Annotated in this window: 21 protein-coding genes; 8 read left to right on the forward strand and 13 right to left on the reverse strand. The window is 70.1% G+C overall.

What is annotated here, in order from left to right; all coding sequences use genetic code 11:
• Positions 1-2: 2 nt before the first annotated feature.
• Positions 3-593, reverse strand: coding sequence for a hypothetical protein (locus IF22_RS0129070; RefSeq protein ID WP_030337487.1), 591 nt, complete (start codon positions 591-593; stop codon positions 3-5).
• Positions 594-736: 143 nt separating this feature from the next.
• Between IF22_RS0129070 and ychF the strand changes: the two genes are divergently transcribed.
• The 3 genes from ychF (at position 737) to IF22_RS0129085 (ending at position 3191) form a co-directional block, all read left to right on the forward strand.
• Entirely contained in the window at positions 737-1822 is a 1086-nt protein-coding gene (gene ychF / locus IF22_RS0129075) for a redox-regulated ATPase YchF (RefSeq protein ID WP_030337488.1), read from the forward strand.
• Positions 1823-2027: 205 nt separating this feature from the next.
• Positions 2028-2798 (forward strand): class I SAM-dependent methyltransferase, encoded by a 771-nt coding sequence (locus tag IF22_RS0129080; protein ID WP_030337489.1) that lies wholly within the window; start codon positions 2028-2030, stop codon positions 2796-2798.
• 48 nt (positions 2799-2846) lie between these two features.
• Entirely contained in the window at positions 2847-3191 is a 345-nt protein-coding gene (locus IF22_RS0129085; RefSeq protein ID WP_156057966.1) for an HflX GTPase family protein, read from the forward strand.
• Positions 3192-3230: 39 nt separating this feature from the next.
• On the opposite strand, the gene IF22_RS0129090 is transcribed toward IF22_RS0129085, so the two are convergent.
• Entirely contained in the window at positions 3231-3605 is a 375-nt protein-coding gene (locus IF22_RS0129090; protein WP_030337493.1) for a VOC family protein, read from the reverse strand.
• Between the two features lie 116 nt (positions 3606-3721).
• Here IF22_RS0129090 and IF22_RS0129095 point away from each other — a divergent pair, with 116 nt between their 5' ends.
• Both IF22_RS0129095 and IF22_RS0129100 read left to right on the forward strand, forming a co-directional pair.
• Positions 3722-4180, forward strand: coding sequence for an SRPBCC domain-containing protein (locus IF22_RS0129095; protein ID WP_030337494.1), 459 nt, complete (start codon positions 3722-3724; stop codon positions 4178-4180).
• Positions 4177-4524 (forward strand): ArsR/SmtB family transcription factor, encoded by a 348-nt coding sequence (locus tag IF22_RS0129100; protein ID WP_030337495.1) that lies wholly within the window; start codon positions 4177-4179, stop codon positions 4522-4524. Before IF22_RS0129095 ends, IF22_RS0129100 begins: the two co-directional genes overlap by 4 nt.
• Before the next feature lie 18 nt (positions 4525-4542).
• Here the strand turns inward: IF22_RS0129100 and IF22_RS0129105 are convergent, their stop codons facing one another.
• The 4 genes from IF22_RS0129105 to IF22_RS0129120 form a co-directional block, all read right to left on the reverse strand.
• Positions 4543-5820 (reverse strand): MFS transporter, encoded by a 1278-nt coding sequence (locus tag IF22_RS0129105; RefSeq protein ID WP_030337497.1) that lies wholly within the window; start codon positions 5818-5820, stop codon positions 4543-4545.
• Positions 5821-6067: 247 nt separating this feature from the next.
• Positions 6068-6802 carry a class I SAM-dependent methyltransferase gene (locus tag IF22_RS0129110; RefSeq protein ID WP_030337499.1) on the reverse strand — a complete coding sequence of 245 codons (735 nt, stop codon included), beginning with the start codon at positions 6800-6802 and terminating at the stop codon, positions 6068-6070.
• A gap of 220 nt (positions 6803-7022) precedes the next feature.
• Entirely contained in the window at positions 7023-7385 is a 363-nt protein-coding gene (locus IF22_RS0129115; RefSeq protein ID WP_030337500.1) for a PH domain-containing protein, read from the reverse strand.
• Positions 7386-7448: 63 nt separating this feature from the next.
• On the reverse strand, positions 7449-8369 hold the full coding sequence (locus IF22_RS0129120) for a LysR family transcriptional regulator (protein ID WP_051708855.1): 921 nt from the start codon (positions 8367-8369) through the stop codon (positions 7449-7451).
• 114 nt (positions 8370-8483) lie between these two features.
• Here IF22_RS0129120 and IF22_RS0129125 point away from each other — a divergent pair, with 114 nt between their 5' ends.
• Both IF22_RS0129125 and IF22_RS0129130 read left to right on the forward strand, forming a co-directional pair.
• The gene (locus IF22_RS0129125; RefSeq protein WP_030337503.1) at positions 8484-8837 is read left to right on the forward strand and encodes a DUF1801 domain-containing protein; all 354 of its coding nucleotides are present in this window, start codon (positions 8484-8486) and stop codon (positions 8835-8837) included.
• Positions 8834-9250 (forward strand): VOC family protein, encoded by a 417-nt coding sequence (locus IF22_RS0129130; protein ID WP_030337505.1) that lies wholly within the window; start codon positions 8834-8836, stop codon positions 9248-9250. Before IF22_RS0129125 ends, IF22_RS0129130 begins: the two co-directional genes overlap by 4 nt.
• Here the strand turns inward: IF22_RS0129130 and IF22_RS0129135 are convergent.
• Complete coding sequence (locus IF22_RS0129135) at positions 9237-9545, reverse strand: 4a-hydroxytetrahydrobiopterin dehydratase (protein ID WP_030337506.1); 309 nt, start codon at positions 9543-9545, stop codon at positions 9237-9239. The two genes, IF22_RS0129130 and IF22_RS0129135, sit on opposite strands and share 14 nt — an antisense overlap.
• A gap of 183 nt (positions 9546-9728) precedes the next feature.
• Here IF22_RS0129135 and IF22_RS0129140 point away from each other — a divergent pair, with 183 nt between their 5' ends.
• Positions 9729-10169, forward strand: a complete 441-nt coding sequence (locus IF22_RS0129140) for a (deoxy)nucleoside triphosphate pyrophosphohydrolase (protein WP_036412550.1) — start codon at positions 9729-9731, stop codon at positions 10167-10169.
• An 80-nt stretch (positions 10170-10249) separates the two neighbouring features.
• On the opposite strand, the gene IF22_RS0129145 is transcribed toward IF22_RS0129140, so the two are convergent.
• From IF22_RS0129145 to IF22_RS0129170, 6 genes are all read right to left on the reverse strand, one after another.
• The gene (locus tag IF22_RS0129145) at positions 10250-11314 is read right to left on the reverse strand and encodes a succinate dehydrogenase/fumarate reductase iron-sulfur subunit (RefSeq protein WP_030337510.1); all 1065 of its coding nucleotides are present in this window, start codon (positions 11312-11314) and stop codon (positions 10250-10252) included.
• On the reverse strand, positions 11311-13239 hold the full coding sequence (locus IF22_RS0129150) for a fumarate reductase/succinate dehydrogenase flavoprotein subunit (RefSeq protein ID WP_030337511.1): 1929 nt from the start codon (positions 13237-13239) through the stop codon (positions 11311-11313). The genes IF22_RS0129145 and IF22_RS0129150 overlap by 4 nt, the downstream gene beginning before the upstream one ends.
• Before the next feature lie 12 nt (positions 13240-13251).
• Entirely contained in the window at positions 13252-14058 is an 807-nt protein-coding gene (locus tag IF22_RS0129155) for a hypothetical protein (RefSeq protein WP_030337513.1), read from the reverse strand.
• Positions 14059-14303: 245 nt separating this feature from the next.
• On the reverse strand, positions 14304-15701 hold the full coding sequence (locus IF22_RS0129160; protein WP_030337514.1) for a TldD/PmbA family protein: 1398 nt from the start codon (positions 15699-15701) through the stop codon (positions 14304-14306).
• The gene (locus tag IF22_RS0129165; protein ID WP_030337515.1) at positions 15698-17134 is read right to left on the reverse strand and encodes a TldD/PmbA family protein; all 1437 of its coding nucleotides are present in this window, start codon (positions 17132-17134) and stop codon (positions 15698-15700) included. Before IF22_RS0129165 ends, IF22_RS0129160 begins: the two co-directional genes overlap by 4 nt.
• 31 nt (positions 17135-17165) lie before the next feature.
• Complete coding sequence (locus IF22_RS0129170; protein WP_081884146.1) at positions 17166-17636, reverse strand: Uma2 family endonuclease; 471 nt, start codon at positions 17634-17636, stop codon at positions 17166-17168.
• Positions 17637-18063 lie beyond the last annotated feature (427 nt).

Raw genomic sequence — 18063 nt, forward strand, 5'->3', positions numbered from 1 at the left:
CGTCACGCCTGCTCGGCCGGGGGTGACGCCTCTTCGGCGGGCTGCCGGCGGCGGAGCACCGCGTCGAAGACCTGGGCCAGCTCGGCGGCGTCCTCACCGGCGTGGTGCGTGTGCGACACGTCGTGCAGGCCCAGCTCGTGCTTGATCGTGCCTTTGCGGGTCTGGACCCATTCGCTGCCGGTCAACCCCATCCAGTAGCTGCGCAGATCGACGCCGGAGCCGGTCGCGCCGAACGGGCTGTGCCCGACGAAGCGGACGAAGTACCAGTGCACGAACATGCCGTCCCAGACGGCCGGGGCGGCCAGGAAGACCGGACGGCCGACCCGCCGCAGCCCGTTGACCCAGGCCGCGGCGGCGGACATCGCCTCCTGCGCGGTGGGCGCCTCCCGCAGCAGACGGTCCCGGTCCAGGCCGGAGACGGCCAGCGCCGCCGGGACGAACTCGTCGGAGATGGGACGCAGCTCGGTGTAGAAGGTCAGGTCCGGGCGGCCGGCCACGGCCATGCCCAGCGAGATCATGCTGTACGGCCCGGGGATCGGCCCGTCCGCCTCCACATCGACGGCGATGTACAGCTCAGGCAACGTCGAGGTCATCTCACCTCCATCGGTGGAAGATCGAACCGGCAGGGTAGCAACGCCAACCGGGGCCCGGCGGGCCCGACGATCGACCACCTGCCGACCGCCGAATCGGAGCCGCCTGGACCGGCCCGGCCGGGACCGGCGTAAGCTGGCCCGTCGTGAGTCTCACCATCGGCATCGTCGGCCTGCCCAACGTCGGCAAGAGCACGCTTTTCAACGCGTTGACCAAGAACGACGTGCTGGCGGCGAACTACCCGTTCGCCACCATCGAGCCCAACGTCGGCGTGGTCGGGCTCCCCGACGAGCGGCTGGGCAAGCTGGCCGAGATCTTCTCCTCGCAGAAGGTGCTGCCGGCGCCGGTGTCGTTCGTCGACATCGCCGGCCTGGTCCGTGGCGCGTCGAAGGGGCAGGGCCGGGGCAACGCCTTCCTGGCCAACATCCGGGACGCCTCGGCGATCTGCCAGGTCGTCCGGGCCTTCTCCGACCCGAACGTGGTGCACGTCGACGGCAAGGTCTCCCCGGCCGACGACATCGAGACGATCAACACCGAGCTGATCCTCGCCGACCTGCAAACCCTGGACAAGGCGCTGCCCCGGTTGGAGAAGGAGGCCAAGCTCCGCAAGGACCGGGCCGCCGCCGTCGCCGCCGCGAAGGCCGCGATCGAGGTGCTCGACGGTGGCACCACCCTCTACTCCGGGGCCGCCGCCGCCAAGATCGAGCTGGAGCACCTGCGCGAGCTGCACCTGCTCACCACCAAGCCCTTCCTGTACGTCTTCAACGTCGACGAGGCCGAGTTGGCCAACGAGACGTTCCTCGACGAGCTGCGCGCCCTCGTCGCCCCCGCCGAGGCCATCTTCATGGACGCCAAGATCGAGTCCGAGCTGGTGGACCTGCCCGAGGAGGAGGCCCGCGAACTGCTGGAGTCGATCGGGCAGAACGAGCCCGGCCTCAACCAGCTGGTCCGGGTGGGCTTCCGCACCCTCGGCCTCCAGACGTACCTCACGGCCGGCCCGAAGGAAGCGCGCGCCTGGACCGTCCCGATCGGCGCCACCGCGCCGGAGGCCGCGGGCGTCATCCACAGCGACTTCCAGCGCGGCTTCATCAAGGCCGAGGTGGTCTCGTACCAGGACCTGGTCGAGCACGGTTCGATGGCGGCGGCCAAGGCGGCGGGCAAGGTCCGCATCGAGGGCAAGGAGTACGTCATGCAGGACGGCGACGTGGTGGAGTTCCGCTTCAACGTCTGACATGCATGATCGACTCGGCTTCATTGATGTCGCGGTGTCCCTCCGACCTCGATAGCGCGGTATTCAGGAAGGCGAGTGGATCATGATCAACCTGACCGGGATGCCGAGCACGTAGACGGGCTGGCGGGACGCCCCACCGGCTCCGCAGGATCTGCACGCCGGCCACGGGGCAGTCGATGCCCACGAGCGGCGGTAGGTTGACCGCATGGCCGAACAGCTGCTGCGATCGTCGTTCGGCGCGGCCGCTGCCGCGTACGCCGAGCACCGCCCGGACTACGCGCAGGCCGCGGTGCGGTGGGCGCTGGAGCCCGCGCCCGGCCTGCGTGTGCTCGACCTGGGCGCCGGCACCGGCAAGTTGTCGGCGACGCTGATCGCGGTGGGCGCGGACGTCGTCGCGGTCGAGCCCGACCCGGCGATGCTTGCCGAGCTACGCCGTGCGCTGCCGGCCGTCCGTGCCCTGCCGGGTAGCGCGGAGGCGATCCCGTTGCCGGACGCGTCCGTCGACGCCGTGCTGGCCGGCAACGCCCTGCACTGGTTCGACATGACCGTCGCCGGGGCGGAAGTCGCCAGAGTCCTCGCACCGGGCGGTGTCCTGGCCGGTCTGTGGAACATCATGGACGACCGGATCGACTGGGTTGCCGGGCTCGAACGCGTCAGCGGGAGTGCCGCCATCGGCCCGCGTGACACGTTGAGTAGTTGGCGCGCGGCGACGGCGGACATGGTCGTTGCGCGCACCGGCCTGATCGCCCGGTTCGGGTCGGCGGAGCAGGTCGAGTTCCCGCACGGTCAGCGGCGTACCGCCGACTCGCTCGTCGCGACGCTCGCGACGCGGGCCGGGATGCTGGTGATGCCGGGCGCGGAACGAGCGGCCACACTCGACCGGGTCCGCGCCTTCCTCGGGAGTCGACCGGAGACCGCCAACGGTGAGTTCACAGTGCCCATGCTGACCGGCGTGCTGCGCGCCCGGCGACGCTGACAGCCGGCGAACCGGCGAGCAGATATCGGGACGGGGGCGTTGAAAGCTGTGCTGGCAGGCACCGACGTGGCGCTGGTGGGCCTGTTCTCGGCGAAGGACAAGGAGTTCGAAAGCAAGCTCGACCTGCTGGCCGGCTTGGTGGAAGCCCGTGGTGGCCGGGTCGTGAGCCGGCACGTGCAGCGGCGGGGTGTCTCATCCGGCGGCGCGGACAAGATGGGCGACCCGTTCTCGCGGCGGACGTTGCTCAGCCCCGGTAGGGCCCGCGACGTAGCCGACGCGTGCCAGCAGTTCGGGGTTGGCGTTGCGGTCTTCGTGAACCCGTTGACCGACCACCAGCGGGCCGTCCTCACGGACATGTTCGGCTGCCTCGTCCTGAGCGGCGAGGACCTCTGACAGGTCAGGGACGGAGAGCCTTCTCGTCAGGAACGCGTCCTACTGCTCGGCCCAGGCACCCAGCTCGTTGCCGCTGGGGTCGGTGAAGTGGAACCGCCGGCCACCGGGGAACTCGTACGGCCCGTTCACCACCTGGCCGCCGGCTTCCTTGACGGCCTGCACCGACCGGTCCAGGTCGGTGGAGTAGAGCAGCACGAGTGGGCCGCCCGCCCGCACTTCCGCGTCCAGCCGGAGACCGCCCACCTCGGGTGCGTCGTCGCCGTGTGGACTGCGGATGCCGGCGTACTCCGGCCCGTAGTCGGTGAACTGCCAGCCGAACGCGTCGGCGTAGAAGCGCTTGGCCACGGCGAGGTCGGTCACCGTGAGCTCGATGTAGTCGATGGCGTGGTGGCGGTGCGGCGACGGCTCAGACATGCCCGGCATTGTGCATCCCGGGTACGACGGATTCCGCGACATGCAACGAAAGGTTGCGCGACGGCGTTCGGCTGTCGTAGGTTGAGTGCAACCAAAGGTTGCGAAAGGTGGTGGGTATGGAACAGGGAACGATCGAACGCGACATCCACGTCAACGCGTCCCCCGAGGTGGTCTTCGAGGTGGTCAGCCAGCCCGAGCACATGCGGGAGTGGTGGCCAGACGACGCGCGGTTCGAGTCGGTCGCCGGTGCGCCCGGCGAACTGGTGTGGCGCGACGCCGACACCGGCGAGACGACGACCGTCGCGTTCGCCGTGGTCGAGGTCGACCCGCCGAAGCGGTTCTCCTTCCGGTGGTGCTTCACCGAGCCGGACCGCGGCGGGCAGGCGCTGCTCGTCACCTTCGACCTGATCCCCAACGGCACGGGGACGCAGATCCGGATGACCGAGACCGGGTTCCGTGAGCAGGGGTGGGAGGTCGCCGTCCTGGAGGAGCAGTACCGCGACCACGAGAACGGTTGGGACCACTACATTCCCCGGCTGGGCGTGTACGTTTCGCGGCTGGTCGCGACCGCGTGAGCACTGTGGTCGACGACGAGCTGTGGTCGGCGATCGGCGACCCGATTCGGCGTACGATGATCGATCTTCTGCTCTCCGACGGACCGGGCACCGCCACCTCGTTGAGCAGGCAGCTACCCGTCACCCGGCAGGCCGTCTCGAAACACCTGGCGGTGCTGGACCGCGTTGGGCTGATCCACGCCGAGCCGGCCGGTCGCGAGCGTCACTACCAGGTCGACGAGGCGCAACTCGCCCGCGCGGTGGCCCAGCTGTCGGCGGTGGGCTCCACCTGGGACGCCCGACTCCGCCGGATCAAGCGCATCGCCGAGACGGTCGAACGCCACCGCACCAACGAGGGAAGCTGACAGTGGTCGACGTCCAGCTCAGCGACGGGCACTGACCTCGGTGACTGCCGGGTCGCCGGAGGATCGTGTCTTCCGCCAGGGAATCGCGAATCCTCCGGCGACCAGGCCGACGGTCACGATCGCCGTGGCGCAGAGCAGCATCGTCGGCCGGGCACCGATGGCACCCACCAGTGGCCCACCCAGCATGGTGCCCAGGGGCACCGCCACCACGAGGACCGCGCCGTTGGCGGCGAGCACCGCCGGTAGCTGCGCGATGGACGTGCTGCGCTGGAACAGCGCCATCGACGTGGACATGTACGGTGCCCAGATCAGGCCCGCCAAGGCGAACGCCGGCAGCGACACGCCGACGGGCGCACCGAGGCCCAGCGGCAACATGGCCACGCCGAACGCGACGACGATGGTGATGGTGGTGGCCCGCAGCGGCCAGCGGCGCAGGTGTCCGGTGATCAGCCCTCCGACGAGGCCGCCGACGCCGAACGCGGTGTAGTAGGCGCCCAACAGCGTCGCCGAGGCGTGCAGGTCATCGGTGATGTGGATCGGCATGGCCACGTACACCGGCCCGAACAGGAAGAAGAACGCGAGGCTCAGCGCCAGCAGGCCCAGGAGGGCGGGATTGCGGCGGATGACAGCGAACCCGGCGGTCCGCGACGCGCCGCGTTCGTGCCGGTGGTCGCTGTCCGCGGCGGACACCGCGAAGCGGTAGGTGAGGGCCAGCGCGGCGAAGGTGGCGGCGTCGATGGCGATCACCCATACCGGCCCGACCCAGGCGATCAGGAGGCCCGCCAGTGGTGGACCGACGATGGTGGCGAACCCGCCGATGGTGGAGAGCACCGCGTTGGCCGGCAGATGGTGTCGCTGCGGCAGCAGTTCGGCGATCAATGTGAACCGCCCGGCGGAACCCCACGAGTGCAGCAGTGCGGACGCGGCCAGCAGCACGACGTACAGCCCGATGGTGAGCGCGCCGAAGAGGTAGGCGACGGGTATCGCCGCGAGTGCCGTGGCCCGCAGGATCGCGTCCCACCCGGCGAGCTGGGCGCCGCCGCGACCGCGCAGCAGCCGGCCGAAGACGACAGTTCCGGCCGCGCTGGGCAGTGTGTACGCCGCCATGGTCACCGCGATCCAAAGGCCCCATTGATCATGCGGGACGAGTTGGATGACGAGCCAGGACACCGCGACAACCGCCATCCCGTCGCCCAACGCGGAGACGGCGAGCCCGGGCAGCACGCGCCGGAGCTGAGGGTGACTGACCACCGGCCAGTACGGCGAGGAGCGTGGGAATCGGGAGGCGTACGGCATGCCGTCAGCTCACCCCGGTGTGGCCCTCGCAGACCAGCAAAACCTGCTCTCAGCAGAATCCGCCCAAGGCGGAACGTGGCCGGATCTCAGCCACGCCCCGGTCTGGGCAGCCGCTGTCGTGGGAGGCCGGGAAGGACAAGTCGATGGCCGCCTTCGGGCGGCGGGAGATCGACTCGGGTTCCTTGAAATCGGGGTGTCGTCGTGGCGATGACACCCCGACTTTCCGGAACCCGAGTCGATCAAACCGCTACTCCGCCCGGTAGACGGAGATGTGCGACGGGCTGTCGGCCTGGAACGGTCGCCGGTGCCAGTCGGCGTACCGCTCGGTGAGCCGGAGCCCTGCCTGCTGCGCCATCTCGTCGATCTGGTGTGGCCAGGCGTACCGCATGGCGAACGGCTTCAGGTGCACACCGTCGGCGTCGAACGTGATGGTCTGCCGGATGAACCGCTGCGCCGGCCGGTCGTACTTGTGCAGCCGGATCGTCGCGGAATCCTCGGTCACCTCACGCACCTGCACCTGCTCGTCCGAGTCGAAGCCGCGAGGGTCGGGCACGAACGTCTCGACGACGAACGCGCCGCCGGGCGACAGCACCCGGGCGACGTTGCGGAAGCAGTCCGCCTGCCGCTCGGCGTCCACCAGGTTGAACAGGGTGTTGAAGACCAGGTACGCGAGCCGGAACTCACCGGTCACCGGGACGTCCGCCATGTCGGCGACGACCACCGGTATCCGCTCGCCGCCGGGTTTCGCCCGCAGCAGCGCCAGCATCTCCTCGGACGCCTCGACGCCGTGCACGTCGAGGCCCCGTTCGGCCAGCGGAAGCGCGACCCGGCCGGTGCCGATCGCCAGTTCGAGAACCGGGCCGCCGTCGGCCAGGTCGGCCAGGAAATCCACGGCGGGGGCCGGGTCAGGGTTGGTGTCGCCGTCGTCGTAGTCGGCGGCCCACAGCCGGCCGAAGAGGCCGGGATCGTCGAAGACCGACATCAGCGGCCTCCGGGGTTGGCGTCAGTGGCGCCCAGCGCCAGGGGAACGGTGCTGCTCACGAAGTCTCGATTCGTCAGATCGGATGACGGTGGGTTCGGGGGACTTCGTCGTGTCGGGCATGGCGGCTGCTCCCTTCGCGCGGCTGTCGACCGAGGACACCAGAGACACCGCGGGCCCGGCAAGGCAATTACGCCAGCCGGGCCCACGCCGGGACGTGCCGTCAGGAGATGTGGTGCAGGATCACGTTGTGTACGTGGTGGCTCTTCTGCGCGCCACGGAACTCCACCTCGTAGGTGTGCGTGCCGACGTGGATGGCGATGGCGCCGGTGGAGAAGAACGAACCACCCCACGACTTGTTGCTGACCACGCTCACGCTGGTGATCTTCGAGTACGGGATGCTGGTGATCGCGAACCGCTTCCCGACGAACGAGCGGTCCTGGATGATCACCCGGCGGTCGGTCAGCCCGATGAACCCGGTGCCGGTGCCGACGGCGTCGTAGACGGCGATGATCTGCTCGCCTTCGAGGAGGCCACTCTCGATCTGCTGGACCTGCTCCTTGCGGTCGTACGCGATGTTCGCCATGCCGTTCAGGCTAGAAAACCGATGCCAACGGGCCCACCCGGGCGAGGACCCCGAGCGTCCGGGTCAGCTCGGCGGGGGTAAGCGCCCACTCGGCGTGTCTCGTCGGGGGTTCGCGTCGGTCGCGGCGCGGACGAACTCGCGCACGCGGGTGGTGGTGTTGCCGGGCAGCCAGACCGGCCCCCGTTCGATCGGTGGTGCGTCGTGGATGGGCACGTACGCCACGTCGGGACGCGGGTAGTAGCGCCGCGTGTGCTCGCCCACCGGCAGCACACCCCGGCCCAGCGCGACCAGTGACAGCATCTCGGAGAAGGTGTTCCCGGCGGGTCCCTTCGGCACCGGACGGCCGCCGGGGGTGCGCTCCGGGGTGCGGTCCCGCTTGAACTCCGCCGAGGTCACGCTCGGGTACTGCACCACCGGGTGGTCGGCGAGCACCTCCAACGACACCGACCGTTCCCGGGTGAGCGGGTGACCCGCCGCCACCGCCAGCACCCGAGCCTCGCGAAGCAGCGCCGGGCCGGTGGCCATCCCGTCGAACGGGTACGAGGCGATCAACACGTCCGTCGAGCCGTCGAGCAGCCCGGAGCGGGTGGTGGACAACTGTGCCTCGTGCACCTCCACCCGACAGTCGGGATGCCGCTCGCCGAACAAGGCCACCGCCCGGAGCAGCACCGGCGCGGTCCACTCGCCGAGGAACGCCACCCGTAGCGTCCCGGTCACACCCCGGGCGGCGTCGGTCGCGCGGCGGACGGCCTCGTCCATCCCGGCAACCAGCGGGGCCAGTTCCTCGGCGAGCTGCCGGCCGATCGGGGTGAGCTGGACGACCCGACTGGTACGGGCGAACAGCGGTGCCCCGATCCGGCGTTCCAGCTTCTTCACGATGTGGCTGACCCGACCGGTGCTGACTGTCAACCGCTCGGCGGTACGGCCGAAGTGCAGTTCCTTCGCGAGCGTCAGGAAGGTCTCGACCTCGTACCGCTCCAGCACACCGCCCCCATCGTTGACCTGTGGGCAACGATCGTAGCGACATCAGGTCTTGGTCGGTGTCCCTCGTCAGGGGATCGTGAACGCGGCAGGGAACACCGAGCGAAAGGCGAGAACGTGAGCGTTGACGACTACCTGGCCGGCCTGGCCGGCCCACTGCGCGAGATCGGCGAGAAGCTGAGGCCGATCATCGCGGCGGCCCTGCCGGCGGCGACGGGGGCGATGTGGCACGGGCACCCGGTCTGGGGCCTGGGCGACCGGCCCGGCCAGCGCCCGGTCTGCCTGATCAAGGCGTACGGGTCCTTTGTCACCTTCGGGTTGTGGCGGGGACAGGAGATCGCCGACCCGTCAGGACGGTTGGTGCCCGGTGCGCGCTCGATGGCGGCGGTGAAGCTGCGCGACCTCGCCGACGTCGACCCGGCGCTGTTCAGCGGCTGGTTGCGCGCGGCGGCCGACTTGGAGCAGGCATGAGCGCGGTGCGGGTCACCGGTTTCGACCACCTGGTGCTGACCGTCGCCGACGTGGAACGGTCCCTGGACTTTTACTGCGGCCGGCTCGGGCTGGCGCCGGTACGGGTCGACGAGTGGCGGGCGGGCGCAGTCCCGTTTCCGTCGGTGCGGATCAGCCCCGACAGCATCATCGACCTCGTTCGAGGTGAACCGCAGGGCGCGAACGTGGACCACTTCTGCCTGGTGGTGGCGCCGTTGGACTGGGCGCAGGTGATCGGGTCGGAAGTCTTCACGGTGCTGACGGGGCCGGTCAGCCGGTTTGGCGCCCGCGGTTCGGCGACCTCGATCTACGTGCGGGACCCGGACGGCAACTCGGTGGAGCTGCGCTGGTACCCGCAGGACGCGGAGTCGGCGTCGGTCGTCAGCCCTCGGTGACCGCCCGGTACGCGTCCTCGATGCGGGCGGCCAACAGGACCTCGCCCTCGGTCAGGGGCTCGCCGCTGCCGTGCCCGACCCGGATCTGGGTGCTGTCGGCCCGGCGGCTGATCTCGGGCCGCAGATGCAGCGCGTCCGCGACGACCTTGACCCGTTCAGTTAGTGCGGCGTGTTGGGTATCGTCGATCATGAGCGTCCGTCGGATCTGCTCGCCCTCGCGTGTCCAACCAGATAGCAAGGTCAACGCGTCGGAAAGGTAGTCGTGCTTGGCCCTGCTGTTGAACAGCACGCGCATCACCGCACCCCCCAAGCGCCGTTGCCGGCTCGTGGCCAAATCGTCGCCATCCCGTGTCTTGTCGGTGTCCCCTAGTCTCTCGCTGCTCGGAGGGGGTGTCCACGCCCACACTTCCGTGTCTTATTGGCCTAGCGGACGGCTACGGTACCCAAACCGCCGATTGATCTGGCACCCTGGACGCCCGTGCGGACCGAACGGGCGAATGGTGGCGGGCAGGCCGAGCGACGGGACCTGAAGGTGATCGTCGGCGCGGCGATCATCCGGGATGGGCGGGTGCTCGCCTGTGCGCGTTCCGCGCCACCCGAGGTAGCGGGCATGTGGGAGTTTCCGGGCGGAAAGGTCGAGCCGGGGGAGGCCGAGACCGACGCGTTGATCCGGGAGTGCGCCGAGGAGTTGGCCGTACGCGTCGAGATCGGCGACCGGGTCGGCCGCAACGTACGGATGGCGCACGGCCGCTCGGTGCTCAAGGTGTACGCGGCCCGCCTGCTCGGCGGCGACCAACCGCAGGCGCTGGAGCACGAGGCGCTGCGGTGGCTCGCCGCCGACGAACTGGACTCGGTCACCTGGCTCCCCGCCGACGCCCCCATCGTGGCAGCCCTCCGCCCCCTCCTCACCCCCCGGTGATCACGCCCAGCCCCCGTTGATCACGCAAGTGGGACGGGGGCCGTGGCAACTGCCACGGCCCCCGTTGTTGTTCCGGGTGATTAGTGCTTGTTGTCCTGCTCCGGGTGGGCGAAGTTGAGGTGCTCCGGAGGCAGCGGGAAGGTCACGTCGTCGCCGAACGGCGACGGCGCGGCGGCCCGGTCGAAGGTGAGCTCGGTCAGCGGCAGCTTGCCCCGGTCGTCGACCGCCGGAGCGGTCGGGTGGGGCACCTCCCGGTGCCAGTTGACGCCGCTCTGCGCCTGCGCCTCAGCCCGCGAGTCGTGGGAGCCACCCGCGTGCGAGTGCACCCCACCCCGGGCGGAGCCCGGCGTCGCCGAGCCCTGACGGGCGGTGGTCACGCTGGTCTGGGGCGTCTCGCCCCGACGGAAGATCTTGCTACCAAGCCACACAAGGGGATCGTACCTGCGGTCGACGACCCGTTCCTTCATGGGGATGATCCCGTTGTCGGTGATCTTGATGTGCTCGGGGCAGACCTCGGTGCAGCACTTGGTGATGTTGCAGAAGCCGAGGCCCTGTTCGGCCTGCGCGTACTCCTTGCGGTCGGTCCGCGCGTCCAGCGGGTGCATGTCCAGCTCGGCCGCCCGGATGAAGTACCGCGGGCCGGAGAACGCCTGCTTGTTCTCCTCGTGGTCGCGGATCACGTGGCAGACCGTCTGGCACAGGAAGCACTCGATGCACTTGCGGAACTCCTGCGAGCGCTCGACGTCGACCTGCTGCATCCGGTAGTCGCCCGGAGCGACGTCCGCCGGAGGCGCGAACGCCGGGGTCTCCCGTGCCTTCTCGTAGTTGAACGAGACGTCGGTGACCAGGTCCCGGATCACCGGGAAGGTGCGCAGCGGGGTGACAGTGACGGTCTCGTCGTCGCCGAAGGTCGACATCCGCGTCATGCAACCCAACCGCGGCTTGCCGTTGATCTCCATGGAGCAGGAGCCGCACTTGCCGGCCTTGCAGTTCCACCGGCAGGCCAGGTCGGGCGCGTCGGTGGCCTGCAGACGGTGGATGACGTCGAGGACGACCTCGCCCTCGTTCACCTCCACCATGTAGTCCTGGAGGTCACCGCCGCTCTCGTCGCCCCGCCAGATCCGGAACTGACGCTTCGCGCTCATCGGTTGTCCGCCTCTCCAGCGTCGGCGACGAGGGCGTCGAAGTCGGCGAGCTCCTCGTCGGTGAGGTACTTGGCCAGCTCGGCCCGGTCGAAGAGGCCGATCAGCTCCGGCCGCATCTTCGGCAGCGGCTTGCGGGTCAGCTGCACGGTGTCGCCGTCCAGTGCGCAGACCAGGTTGACCTGCCGCCACTTGGGCTCCATCGCCGGGTAGTCCTCCCGGGTGTGCCCGCCGCGCGACTCCTGCCGCTCCAGCGCCGCCTTCGCTGTGCACTCCGAGACCACCAGCATGTTGCGCAGATCCAGGGCCAGGTGCCAGCCCGGGTTGTAGCGTCGGCCGCCGGCCGCGCTCACCTTGGCCACCCGCTCCCGCAGCTCGGCGAGCCGGACCAGCGCGTCGGCCAGCTCACCCTCCCGGCGGATGATGCCCACCAGATCCCCCATGACCGCCTGGAGGTCCTGCTGAAGGGTGTACGGGCTCTCGCCGGTGTCCCGCTGCAGCGGAGCGAGGGCGGTCTCCACGGCGGCCTCGACCTCGTGCACCGCCACCTTCGGCCGGGTGGTCAGCCCGTCGGCGTAGCTGGCGGCGTGCCCGCCCGCCCGCTTGCCGAAGACCAGCAGGTCGGACAGGGAGTTGCCACCGAGTCGGTTGGAACCGTGCATGCCGCCGGAGACCTCACCGGCGGCGAACAGCCCGCGTACGTGGCCGAAGGCGGCACCCGAATCCGGGTCCACCTCGACGCCGCCCATCACGTAGTGACAGGTCGGCCCCACCTCCATCGGCTCGGCCGTGATGTCGACGTCGGCCAGCTCCTTGAACTGGTGGTACATCGACGGCAGCCGCCGGCGGATCTCGTCGGCGGAGCGTCGGCTCGCGATGTCCAGGAAGACACCACCGGCGGGGGAGCCCCGACCGGCCTTGACCTCGCTGTTGATGGCGCGGGCCACCTCGTCGCGGGGGAGCAGCTCCGGCGGACGCCGGTTGTTGTCCGGGTCGGTGTACCAGCGGTCCGCCTCCTCCTCGGTCTCCGCGTACTGCTTGCGGAAGACGTCGGGGACGTAGTCGAACATGAACCGCTTGCCTTCGGAGTTCTTCAGGACACCGCCGTCACCGCGCACCGACTCGGTGACCAGGATGCCCTTCACCGAGGGCGGCCAGACCATGCCGGTGGGGTGGAACTGGAGGAACTCCATGTTGATCAGCGTCGCCCCGGCGCGCAGCGCCAGCGCGTGCCCGTCCCCGGTGTACTCCCACGAGTTCGAGGTGACCTTGTAGGAGCGTCCGACACCGCCGGTGGCCAACACGACCGCCGGCGCCTCGAAGAGGATGAACTCGCCCGACTCCCGGTAGTAGCCGAATGCGCCGGCCACCCGGTCACCGTCGAGCAGCAGCTCGGTGATGGTCGTCTCGGAGAACACCCGGATCCGGGCGTCGTACGAGCCGAACTCGCGCTGGTCTTCCTGCTGGAGGGAGACGATCTTCTGCTGGAGGGTGCGGATCAGCTCCAGGCCGGTCCGGTCGCCCACATGCGCCAGACGCGGGTACTCGTGGCCGCCGAAGTTGCGCTGCGAGATCTTGCCGTCCTTGGTGCGGTCGAAGAGCGCACCGTACGTCTCCAGCTCCCAGATCCGCTGCGGCGACTCCTTCGCGTGCAGCTCGGCCATCCGGAAGTTGTTGAGGAACTTCCCGCCGCGCATGGTGTCGCGGAAGTGCACCTGCCAGTTGTCCCGGCTGTTCACGTTGCCCATCGCGGCGGCCGCGCCGCCCTCGGCCATCACCGTGTGCGCCTTGCCGAACAGCGACTTGGAGATGATCGCGGTCTTCTTGCCGGCGAGCCGGGCCTCGATCGCCGCGCGGAGACCGGCGCCGCCGGCCCCGATGACGACGACGTCGTAGTGGTGTCGTTCGATGCGAGTGGTTGTGGTCATGTCAGGGGCCCTTTAGTTGATGAACCGCAGGTCGGAGAACCAGCCGGCAGCGAGCGCCATGATGTAGAAGTCGGCCAGCGCCAGGGTGCCGAGGGTGATCCAGGCGAGCTGCATGTGCCGGACGTTCAGGGCCGAGACGAACGTCCAGGCCCGGTAGCGCACCGGGTGCTTGGAGAAGTGCTTGAGCCGGCCGCCGATGATGTGCCGGCAGGAGTGGCAGGAAATCGTGTACGCCCAGAGCATCACCACGTTGAGCACCAGGATGATGTTGCCCAGCCCGAAGCCGAAGCCCTTCGGCGAGTGGAACGCGAGGATCGCGTCCCAGGTGTTGATCAGCGAGATGACCGCCGCGGCGTAGAAGAAGTAGCGGTGCAGGTTCTGCCCGAGCAGCGGGAAACGGGTCTCACCGCTGTACTCCTTGTGCCCGTCCGGGACGGCGCAGGCCGGCGGCGACAGCCAGAACGACCGGTAGTACGCCTTGCGGTAGTAGTAGCAGGTGAGCCGGAACAGCAGCAGGAACGGCAGCGTCAGCGCGGCGTCCGGGATGATCCACCAGCCGGGCAGGAAACGGCCGAAGTGCGAGGCGCCCTCGATACACCGCTCCGTGACGCAGGGCGAGTAGAACGGGGTCAGGTAGTGGTAATCCGCGACCCAGTAGAAGTCGTGCATGAAGACACGGACCGTCGCGTACACGACCCAGGCGCTGAGCCCGATCACGGTGATCAGCGGGGCGAACCACCATCGGTCGGTACGCAACGTCTTCGCCGCGATGGCGGCGCGCGCCCGCGCCCCCCTCGGCCTCGTTGCCGTTGAAGTCATTCGAGTCGTCTCCTCGACGGGCCCGTACGGGCGGGCTGATCTCTCTCCGGTCGGCACGCGGACCGGCGAACCCGCACCCGCTGCCACGTCATGCGCACACCAACGACCGCGCCGGATCGACCGACGCAGCTAAGTGACACACGTTACGCCGATCTCTGCGGGCCGTCCGCGCAAGGGAGTGTCCCGTGTGTCTGGCCTGCGGAAAAGCCCCCAGCGAGCCGGTTTTTCCGTGCGCCGGTTGACCATCAACCGGAGGCGCCTCCGGTGAAGTGCCAGGACGCCAGCCGCAACGAGGGCGCCGCCCACCAGGCACCGTCCACCCGATCCGGTTGACGCACCGCCCGCGCACCCAGCCCGAGCACCGCCCCCGGCCCCAGCGCCCTCGGGTACGACTCGGTGAACCGCAGGTCACGGACCGCCCTGACCACAGTGCCGTCCTCGATCAGCCAGACACCATTGCGGGTCAGCCCGGTGACGACGAGGCTCCTCGGGTCGAGCACCCGCGTGTACCAGAGGTCGGTGACCAGCAGGCCCCGGCGCACCCCAGCCACCAGCGCGGCGGTGTCCGCGTCGACGACAGCGCCGGCCGCCGCGCCGGTGGTGCTCCGGCCCGCGGCACTGGCCGGGCCCGCCGCCGCACCACTCAGCCGCAGGTTGCGGGGCATCGGGCCCCAGGTGGCACCCCCCGCGACAGCGTGCCCGGTGGACTCCGTGCCCGCCTCGGCGGCGGTCCGGCGATCGTGGGCCACCGCCCTGGTGGTGCCCGCCTCGACCAACGTCAACGCCCCCCGGCCGGTGCCCTCCGCGTCGAACGGCAACCCGGACCCGCCCAGCGGATCGTCCACCACTGTCACCGCCCTGTCGAACTGGGCCGCGCCCGGCTCGGCGAACGACTGCCGCTCGTTGTACCGCTTGCCGTTGAAGCCGTAGAACGACAAATTCTGCAACAGGTCCGCCACGGCGGCCGGCTCGAACACCACCTCGTAGTGCCCCGGCGGCAACTCGACCGGGTCGGCCGCCGCCTGCGCCTTCGCCGCCGCCTGCGCGCCCAACTCGGCGCCGTCGAGGTCGGACAGCCGGTCAGCGCTGCGCCGGGCCACCCCGTCCGCGCCGTCGCGGCGGGCGATGCCGTCCATCGCCGCCTCCACCGAGCGGCCGTACGCCGAGTGCCCGGCCGAGTTGGCGAACGCCGACGAGCGGTGCGCGGTACGGCAGTAACCGGCGGTGCTCAGGCCCCCGGCGGCGGCCACGAACGCCCCCACCCGGTCGGCCCGCTGATCCGGCTCGGCCTGCGCGGTGGCCTCGTCGACGGGCGGCGCCTGCGGCATGGGCACGGGCGCGGTCAACCCCGGCCAGCCCTGGTCAGGTGGGCACAGCCGCGCCGCCGTCAGGGTGCGCTCCACCAGTGCGGACAACCCGTCGGCGGTGACCACGCTGCCGCCGCCGGCAGCCGTCCGACCGTCGACGTGCACCCGCAGTCGGACCCCCACTGTCGACTCGGAAACGTTCTGATGGATGCCCGAGTTGGCGAACCGGGTCAACGCCAGGTCCGCCCGGGTCACCACCGCCTCCGCCTGCGCGGCCGGCCCGCCGAGCCGCCGCACCAACTCCACAACCTGCCCCGCCAGCTCCAGCTCGGTCATGCCGACACCCCCACCCGGACGTTGCGGAACCGGGCCGGCGCGGCCGGGTGGCCGGTGTGCCCGATCTGGCCGGGCTGGCCCTTGCCGCAGTTGGGCGTCCCCCAGGAGACCGTCTCACCGGAGAGCATGTCCATCGAGCGCCAGAACAGCGGGCCGATCCCGGTGTACGTGGGGTTGCGCAGCATCCGCCCCCGCCGCCCCTTCTTGATCTCCCAGCCGACCTCGCAGCCGAACTGGAAGTTGAGACGCTTGTCGTCGATCGACCAGGACCGGTTGAGGTCCATCAGCACCCCGTCGTCGGTGGCCGCGATGATCTCCTCCAGGGTGTGCGGGCCGGGTTCCAGGCCGACGTTGGTCATCCGCACCATCGGCAGCCGCGCCCACCCGTCGGCCCGTACGCTGCCGCCGTAGTCGAGGCTGGCCATCGCTGCGGAGTCCCGGCCGGCCAGCACCCCCACCCAGCGACCGTCGCGGACCGCGTCCCGCTTGACCGCCGGGGAGCCCTCGTCGTCGAAACCGAAGCTGCCCAACGCGCCCGGGATCGTCGGGTCGATGGTGATGTTCATCAGCTCCGAGCCGTAGCGCAGCGAACCGAGCTGGGCCAGGTCCAGCCAGGACGTGCCGGCGAACGCCGCCTCCCACCCGAGGATCCGGTCCAGTTCGATGGCGTGCCCCACCGACTCGTGGATCTGAAGGGCCAACTGCTCGCCGCCGAGGATCAGATCCGTCTCACCGGCCGGGCACTGCGGCGCGGTGAGCAGCGCCCGGGACTCCTCGGCGATCTGCGCGGCGTGCGCGGCCAGGTCCAGCGACTCGACCAGCTCCCACCCGGTCGTGCCGTACTGGCCGCGGTAGCTGGGCCAGGACCGGCGCTGCGTCTCGCCGTCGCCGATGGAGGTGGCCGAGATGCCACCACCGCACTCGCGGATGCGCTGGTCGATCCGGTGGCCCTCGCTGGAGACGAACCACTTCGCGGTGTCCCAGATCTGGTAAAGGCCCTCGGCCAGATCCGCGCCGTGCTCGGCCATCGTGCGGGTCGCGTCGACCAGCAGATCGCCCTTGTCGGACAGGGGCACCCCGAGCGGGTCGATCTGGCAGCCGGAGGCCCAGCTCGCGGTGACCGCCTCGACCGGCACCAGGTCGACCGGAGGGCCCGGCACCCGCGCGCTCGCCATCGCGGTCCGGGTCGCGCGCCGGCCGGCGTCGCGGGCGGCGGCGTCCGACAGATCGGGTACGGCGTGGAAGCCCCAGCTCGCCCCGACCAACGCGCGGACTCCCAGCCCGATGCTCTCGTCCTGGGTCAGCTCCTCCACGTCACCGTTGCGCGCGGTCATCGACTCGTAGCGGCGGTGCATCACCCGGGCGTCGGCGTACCGCGCGCCCGCGTCGAGGGCGGCCTGTACGGCGGCGGTCGCCGCGTCGAACTCGGTCATGGACCGACCCTAGGCCAGCCGCCCACACCTGTCAGGGAAGCAGTTCCTCCGGCCGGATGGTCGCCCGCACCGGCTCGGTCAGTTCCAGAACCTCGCCGCGCTTGGTCGTTGCCCTCTCCAGGTAGTGGCCGCCCTGCCGTTGGTGGAGACGCACGGTCAGGCTCTCCTGGTCAACGAGCAGATACCACTCGATCCCGGCCGCCGCGTACAGGTGCGGCTTCAACACCCGGTCGATGACGGCGGTGTGTGGCGCGGCGACCTCACCGACCAGGAGGACCGCGTCTGCCGGTACGCAGGACGCCTCGAAATCCAGCTCCGTGGCCACCACGAGGTCAGGGTTGAGGATCCGCACGGCGTTCAGCCGCAGGTTGATCACCGGGAGCACGGTGCGACTCGTCCTGGCGCAACCTCGTTCCAGAGCGACTAGCAGGCCACCGACGATCACCTGGTGTCGGACGGACGGAGACGGGCCGATGAGCAGGCCGCCGTCGAGGAGTTCGATGCGCGCGGTCGGTGAAGGGGGGCCACGCCGCCGACTATCTGCACCTCACCTGATCGCCCCTGAGTCGCGGCAGTCCCTGCTGTCGAAGGGCAAGGCGCATCGGGGATGGTGCAGATAACTCAGCTGAGTTACAAGATCGCGCCCGATCTTGGATGTAGTGGTATCGGCGCGTCGGCGATGCCACTACATCCTGGTTCGAGCGTGACCTTGGCGGCAGGGGGCGCGCCAAACTCCGCTTCCGGTCTGTCGGGGGCGGTGTTCGTCGTCAAGATCCGCGCAGTATCGGGGATGTTGCTGTCTCCTGCCTGTCGGAGACAGCAACTTCGGGGAAGTTGCTCGGATCTTGGCGCGGGGCGCGGGGCGCGGGGCGCGGGGCGCGGGGCGCGATGCCGACTCGTTACGCTCGGGCCCGCTGACACGTGCCGAC

This window comes from Micromonospora parva, assembly GCF_000718515.1.
In the GTDB taxonomy this organism is placed as follows: domain Bacteria; phylum Actinomycetota; class Actinomycetes; order Mycobacteriales; family Micromonosporaceae; genus Micromonospora; species Micromonospora parva.